Consider the following 6,804-nt stretch of genomic DNA (forward strand, 5'->3'; position numbering starts at 1 on the left):
AGCTCAGCAGCTCAGCAACTCAGCAGTTCAGCAGTTCAGCGCGGTGATCGAGGTGTGCAGCGCACCCGGCACGTCCGGCACCAGCTGGTGCACGCCGTCCTTGACCACGTGCCGCCCGCCGACCACCACGTGCCGCACGTCGGCCGCCGAGGCGGCGAAGACGGCGATCTCGGCACCGAGCCGGAACGCCGGCCCGGCGGTCCGCACCGAGTCCAGCGCGATCACCGTGAAGTCGGCGAACGCACCGGCCTCGATCCGCCCGGCCTCCGGCCAGCCGAGCGAGGCGTGCCCGTCCTCCGTCCCCGCCCGCAGCAGCGAGTTCGCCGTCCAGTGGCCCCGGGTGCGGGTCCGCAGCCGCTCGTTCAGCTCCAGCGCGCGGGCCTCCTCGAACGGGTCGATGACGGCGTGGCTGTCGCTGCCGAGGGTGACCGGGCAGCCGCCGGAGGCGAGGGTCCGGGCCGGGCCGATGCCGTCCGCGAGGTCCCGCTCGGTGGTGGGGCACATGCAGACGGTGGTGGAGGAGTCGGTGAGCAGCTTGACGTCCTCCTCGGTGAGGTGGGTGGCGTGCACGGCCGAGGTGCGCGGCCCGAGCGCGCCGTGGTCGGCGAGCAGCCGGGTCGGGGTGACACCGTGCGCGGCGAGGCAGGCGTCGTTCTCGGCGGTCTGCTCGGAGAGGTGGACGTGCAGCGGGGCCTCGCGCTCCGCCGCCCAGCGCGCGACGGTGCCGAGCTGCTCCGCGGGGACCGCCCGCACCGAGTGGATCGCGGCCCCGATCCGGGCGTGCTCGCGGGCCTTCAGCCCGTCGGCCCGGGCGGCCCAGGCCTCGGCGTCGCCGTCACCGAACCGGAGCTGCGGCTTGGTCGGTTCGGCGCCGAAGCCGGACGACAGGTAGCAGGTGTCGAGCAGGGTGATCCGGATGCCGGCCCGGGCGGCGGCCTCGATGAGCGCCTCGCCCATCGCGTTGGGGTCGTCGTAGCGGGCGCCGCCGGGCGCGTGGTGGAGGTAGTGGAACTCACCGACGGCGGTGATCCCGGCGAGCGCCATCTCGGCGTAGACGGCGGTGGCGAGCGCCAGGTAGCTGTCCGGGTCGAGCGCACCGGCGAACCGGTACATGGTGTCGCGCCAGGTCCAGAAGGTCCCGGAGCCGACCTGGACGTGGCCGCGCAGCGCCCGGTGGAAGGCGTGCGAGTGGGCGTTGGCCTGGCCGGGCAGCAGCAGACCGTCGAGCCGGACGGCGCCGGGCGGGCAGGGGCCGCTGTCCGGCTGCACCCGGGCGATCTTGCCGCCGGCGCCGGTGCTGATCAGCACGTCCTGCTCGACCACCGGCCCGTTGGCGTGCGGCAGCCAGGCGTACCGCGCCCAGTAGGTCACTGACACGCCAGGTCCTCCAGTACGTCGGCGAGGGCGGCCACGCCGGCCAGGCAGTCGGCCGTCTCGGCGTGCTCGGCCGGGGAGTGGGAGACTCCGCTCGGGTTCCGCACGAACAGCATGGCGGTCGGGACGGCCGATGCCAGGATCCCGGCGTCGTGTCCCGCACCGGTGGGCAGCACCGGGACGGCGCCCGGTCCGCGCTTGCCGAGGACCTGTGCGAGGCGGTCGCGCAGCGGGCCGTCGAAGTCCACCACCGGGGTGTAGGACTCGCGGGTCAGCTCGACCCGGACGCCGTCGCGCTCGCCCCGCTCGTACGCCGCCCGCCCGATCTCCTCGACGAGCGCGGCCAGCGTGGCCTCGTCGGCGGCCCGGGAGTCCAGCCAGCCGCGGACCAGGGAGGCGATCGCGTTGGTGCCGTTGGGCTCGACGGCGACCTTGCCGAAGGTGGCGAGCGCGTCGGCGAGCTTCGCCTTCTTCCGTGCGGCGAGCACGGTGTTGGCGTAGGTGAGCATCGGGTCGCGGCGGTCCTCGATCCGGGTGGTCCCGGCGTGGTTGGCCTCGCCGTGGAAGTCGAACCGCCAGCGGCCGTGCGGCCAGATCGCCGAGGCCACACCGACCGGCCGGTCCTCGTCGAGGTAGCGGCCCTGCTCGACGTGGAGTTCGACGAAGGCGCCGATCCGGGCCAGCCGGTCGGAGTCCGCGCCGATCGCGGCCGGGTCGTAGCCGGCCCGCTCCATCGCGTCGGGCAGCCGGACGCCGTCCGCGTCGCGCAGCTCGTAGGCGGCCTCGCGGTCCAGCACCCCGGCGGTGAGCCGGGAGCCGATGCAGGCCACGCCGAACCGGGCGCCCTCCTCGTCGCCGAAGTTGACGATCGCCAGCGGCCGGGTGAACCCGGCGCCCCGCGAGCGCAGTTCGTCCAGCGCGGCGAAGGAGGAGACCACCCCGAGCGGGCCGTCGAAGGCGCCGCCGTCCGGGACGGAGTCCAGGTGCGAGCCGGTGACGACCGCGCCCTCCCCGGCCGGGTCGCCGAGCCAGGCCCACTGGTTGCCGTTGCGGTCCAGCTCGTAGGTCAGGCCGCGGCTGCGGGCCTGCTGCTCGAACCAGGCGCGGCACTCGGCGTCGGCGGAGTTCCAGGCGAACCGGCGGTAGCCGCCGGAGGAGGCGGAGCGGCCCACGGGGAGCAGCTCCGCCCACATCCGCTCGAAGCTGTCGGAGCCGGGCTCGGTCACAGCTCGCCCATCGGGATGCGGACACCGCGCTCGGCGGCGACCTCGTCGGCACGGTCGTAGCCGGCGTCGACGTGCCGGATGACGCCCATGCCCGGGTCGTTGGTGAGCACCCGGCGGATCTTCTCCCCCGCCAGCGGGGTGCCGTCGGCCACGGTGACCTGGCCGGCGTGGATCGAGCGGCCGATGCCGACGCCGCCGCCGTGGTGGATGGAGACCCAGGACGCGCCGGAGGCGACGTTGACCATGGCGTTGAGGAGCGGCCAGTCGGCGATCGCGTCGGAGCCGTCCAGCATCGCCTCGGTCTCCCGGTACGGGGAGGCGACGGAGCCGCAGTCCAGGTGGTCGCGGCCGATCACGATCGGGGCGGACAGCTCACCGGAGGCGACCATGTCGTTGAACCGCTCGCCGGCCTTGTCGCGCTCGCCGTAGCCGAGCCAGCAGATCCGCGCGGGCAGGCCCTGGAAGTGCACCTTCTCCTGGGCCATCTTGATCCAGCGGTGCAGCGACTCGTTCTCGGGGAAGAGGTCGAGCACCGCCTTGTCGGTCTTGGCGATGTCCTGCGGGTCGCCGGAGAGGGCCGCCCAGCGGAACGGGCCCTTGCCCTCGCAGAACAGCGGCCGGATGTACGCCGGGACGAAGCCGGGGAAGGCGAAGGCGCGGTCGTAGCCGGCCAGCTGGGCCTCGCCGCGGATCGAGTTGCCGTAGTCGAACACCTCGGCGCCGCGGTCCTGGAAGCCGACCATCGCCTCGACGTGCCTGGCCATCGACTCGCGCGAGCGCTGGGTGAACTCGGCGGGCTTCTCGGCCGCGTACGTCGCCATGTCGTCGAAGGCGACACCGAGCGGCAGGTAGCTCAGCGGGTCGTGGGCGCTGGTCTGGTCGGTCACGATGTCGATCGGCGCGTCCATCGCGAGCAGCTGCGGGAACAGCTCGGCGGCGTTGCCCAGCAGGCCGATGGAGAGCGGCTGCTTCCTGTCGCGGGCGGCGGTGGCCAGCTCCAGCGCGTGCGAGAGGTTCTTGGCCTCGACGTCCAGGTAGCGGTGCTCGATCCGGCGGGAGATCCGGGACGGGTCGCAGTCGATACAGATCGCCACGCCGCCGTTCATGGTGACGGCCAGCGGCTGGGCGCCGCCCATGCCGCCGAGGCCGGCGGTGAGGGTGATCGTCCCCGCCAGCGTGCCCTCGTAGCGCTTGTTGGCGACGGCGGCGAAGGTCTCGTAGGTGCCCTGGAGAATGCCCTGGGTGCCGATGTAGATCCACGAGCCGGCGGTCATCTGCCCGTACATGGTGAGTCCGAGGGACTCCAGCCGCCGGAACTCCTCCCAGTTGGCCCAGTCGCCGACCAGGTTGGAGTTGGCGATCAGCACGCGCGGCGCCCACTCGTGGGTCTGCATGACGCCGACCGGACGGCCGGACTGGACCAGCATGGTCTCGTCCTGCTTCAGCCCCTCCAGCGTCCGGACCATGGCGTCGAACGAGCGCCAGTCCCGCGCGGCCTTGCCGGTGCCGCCGTAGACGACCAGCTTCGACGGGTGCTCGGCCACCTCCGGGTCGAGGTTGTTCATCAGCATCCGCAGGGCGGCCTCCTGCTGCCACCCCTGCGTCGTCAGCGCGGTTCCCCGTGCCGCCCGCACCTCGCGCGGCCCGCTCGCCTGCTGCACCATGTCCAGCCTCCCTACGGATGAATTCATTCAGTCTCTACTCGGCTGAATATATCCAAACATTCAGCCTCCGGCCAGACCTGCGCACATCCGATCAACACCCGCACGGCCGACCACCGAGCGCTACCCCGAACCCGGCGAACACCAGCCACTCGGCCCAGCGACGGGGAGCGGAGGAGACGGGCGTACGGCGGACGACGGCCGCCACCGGGCAGCCCGACGGACTCCGCGACACGGCGGAGGAGGTCGAGCGGAGCACCGGCCTTCGCGTCCGGATCGCCGGAGGCACCCCGGTGACGTCACCGCCTCCCCGCGGGAAGCACGCGGGAAGCACGCGGGGAGCGTCGGACGGCTCTCCCGCCGCGCACCCGTGCCGCTCGCTCGGCCGCTCCCGGGCGAGCGAGCGGCACGGCCGGCCTCCCGGTCCGCGCCCCGTGTCGCCGGCCACCGTCAGGCGGCGGCGTCGCCGTCCCAGTCGATGCCGATCTCGGCGAGCCAGCGGCGGTCGTCGGCGTCCGGGTCGGCGGGGCGGGGCCGGCGGGGGATCTCCTGGACGGGGCCGAGACCGTAGCGTTCCGCGGTGGCGGCCGCGCGGGCGTCGGGCTCGATGACACCGACGTGCACGGCGGTGTCGTCGCCCGGATCGAGGACGGTCAGTTCGGGCTCGGGCAGACGGCGCAGGGTGACGCGGCGTCCGCAGGTCGGGCAGGACCACTCGTCGGCGCCCGAGGCGAGGCGCCCGACGAACTTCATCTCGTGGATCACGCGCATGGCGGCACCCCCTGTACAGAGGGATGCCCGGGTTTGTGACGACTACTCCAGAAAGAGCCCGCGCGCCGCGGCCGACTGCTCGATGGATTCCAAACGGGCCTCGGCGCCCGGGAGTTCGTCACACATGGTCTGCAACAGCACGCGCCCGAGCATCATCGGCGCGCAGGCGGTGTCGAAGACCAGGTTGGTCCCGACGGCGGCGGGGAGCATCAGGTCGGAGAGCTTGGCGACGGGGGCGAACGCGCTGTCCGCCACGGTGAGCACCGTCAGCCCGCAGTCCCGGGCGACCGTCAGCGCCTCCATGAGCTCGCGCGGGTAGCGCGGCAGGGCGAAGCAGAGCAGTGCGGTGGCACCGGCGGCGGCGGCCTGTTCGAGGCGGTCGGCCAGCATGCTGCCGCCCTCGTCGAGGAGCCGGATGTCGGGGTGCACCTTGGCCGCGAAGTACGCGAAGCCGCGCGCCTGCGCCGAGGCGGCGCGCAGGCCGAGGACGGGCAGCGGGCGGGAGGCCGCGAGGAGCCGGGCGGCGCGGGCGATGGGTTCGGGGTCGGCGAGCAGGTCGGCGAGCAGGCGCAGGTGCTCGATCTCGGCGAGGACGGCCTGCTGGTGCTCGTTGCGGACGGCGTCGGCGGGGGTCTCGGGCGCGGCCGGTTCGCCGGCGCCGAGTTCGCGCAGCTGCTTGCGGAGCGCGGGGTAGCCGTCGTAGCCGAGGGCGACCGCGAAGCGGGTGACGGAGGGCTGGCTGACGCCGGCGAGTTCCGCGACCTCGACGCTGGAGAGGAACGGGGCCTCGGTGGCGTGCCGGACCAGGGAGTGCGCGATCCGGCGCTGGGTGGGGGTGAGCCGGTGTCCTTCGAAGAGCTGGAGCAGCCGGGCGGAGGGGCCGACCGTGCCGGTGTCCTCGGTGGCGGTCATTGCGGTACCTCCGGATGCGAGCTGTTCGGATGACTGTGCAGCAGCGGGCTGCCACTGGCAAAGACGTCTCGTACGCCGGAACACCGGGTGAGACCTCCGGCGGCCGGCCGGACGGCGCTCCGGCCACCGCCCCCGTGTCCGATCCGACGGCCGATCCGACCGCCGCCCCCGTGGTCGATCCGGCTGCCGCGCGGCGACCGGTCGGACCGACGACCCGGTCGGCCTCCCGGGGGTGACCCTGATTTCCCCCCTAGTCCTCCCGGATTACGGTGCGAACCGATGGACCGACACGCCCTCGTGGGCGCACCCTGGTTGCCATGGACACTCGCCAGGACGACATGCGGCGCGATCTCGATGCCTCGCTGCAGGCCCGCAAGGAGCTCGGCAAGGAGTACGAGTCGGAACTCGTCGATTCCTTCCTCTCCCGGATCGACGCCCGCCTCGACGCCCGGGTGGAGCGCCGGGTCGCGGAGCGGCTCGGCCCCGCCGGTGGCTACGACCCGGCGGAGGGGCACCGGCCGCACGGTCCCGGACGCCGCCCGCACCGCCCGCACGGTTCGGGCGCCCGGGTGGTGCCGATCGTCTCGATGGCGCTGGGCATCCCGCTGTCCGGCATCGCCGGCGGCACCAGCGGGATCTGGGGACTGGTGGTCTGCTGGGCCGGCATCGTCGGCGTCAACGTGTCCGCCGCGCTGGCCGAGCGCCGGCTGGACCGGGCGGAGCGGCGCGCCGCGGAGAGCGTGCGGAGCGACTGGGACTGATCCTCCCCCGGCCCGACCACGCCGGGGGTGCGGCCCCCCGCGGGGGGGGGGGCCCGCGCGGGCCGGGGGCCGGGGGGGGGGCGCCCCAGGGGGGGCCGC

At 74.0% G+C, this 6,804-nt stretch carries 6 protein-coding genes; 1 reads left to right on the forward strand and 5 read right to left on the reverse strand.

Features of this window, described 5'->3' with window-relative positions:
- Nucleotides 1-27: 27 nt before the first annotated feature.
- The 5 genes from ABZY91_RS19580 to ABZY91_RS19600 form a co-directional block, all read right to left on the reverse strand.
- The gene (locus ABZY91_RS19580) at nucleotides 28-1,377 is read right to left on the reverse strand and encodes a formimidoylglutamate deiminase (RefSeq protein ID WP_355403885.1); all 1,350 of its coding nucleotides are present in this window, start codon (nucleotides 1,375-1,377) and stop codon (nucleotides 28-30) included.
- Nucleotides 1,368-2,567, reverse strand: a complete 1,200-nt coding sequence (locus ABZY91_RS19585) for an allantoate amidohydrolase (protein ID WP_355403892.1) — start codon at nucleotides 2,565-2,567, stop codon at nucleotides 1,368-1,370. The genes ABZY91_RS19580 and ABZY91_RS19585 overlap by 10 nt, the downstream gene beginning before the upstream one ends.
- A gap of 29 nt (nucleotides 2,568-2,596) precedes the next feature.
- Nucleotides 2,597-4,264: a urocanate hydratase gene (gene hutU / locus ABZY91_RS19590; RefSeq protein WP_329950729.1), complete on the reverse strand. Its 1,668-nt coding sequence runs from the start codon at nucleotides 4,262-4,264 to the stop codon at nucleotides 2,597-2,599.
- 447 nt (nucleotides 4,265-4,711) lie between these two features.
- On the reverse strand, nucleotides 4,712-5,032 hold the full coding sequence (locus tag ABZY91_RS19595) for a hypothetical protein (protein WP_355403888.1): 321 nt from the start codon (nucleotides 5,030-5,032) through the stop codon (nucleotides 4,712-4,714).
- Nucleotides 5,033-5,074: 42 nt separating this feature from the next.
- Nucleotides 5,075-5,944, reverse strand: coding sequence for a MurR/RpiR family transcriptional regulator (locus ABZY91_RS19600; protein WP_329882728.1), 870 nt, complete (start codon nucleotides 5,942-5,944; stop codon nucleotides 5,075-5,077).
- Between the two features lie 317 nt (nucleotides 5,945-6,261).
- Here ABZY91_RS19600 and ABZY91_RS19605 point away from each other — a divergent pair, with 317 nt between their 5' ends.
- Complete coding sequence (locus tag ABZY91_RS19605) at nucleotides 6,262-6,705, forward strand: hypothetical protein (RefSeq protein ID WP_329882727.1); 444 nt, start codon at nucleotides 6,262-6,264, stop codon at nucleotides 6,703-6,705.
- Nucleotides 6,706-6,804 lie beyond the last annotated feature (99 nt).

Source organism: Kitasatospora sp. NPDC002965 (assembly GCF_040611255.1).
In the GTDB taxonomy this organism is placed as follows: domain Bacteria; phylum Actinomycetota; class Actinomycetes; order Streptomycetales; family Streptomycetaceae; genus Kitasatospora.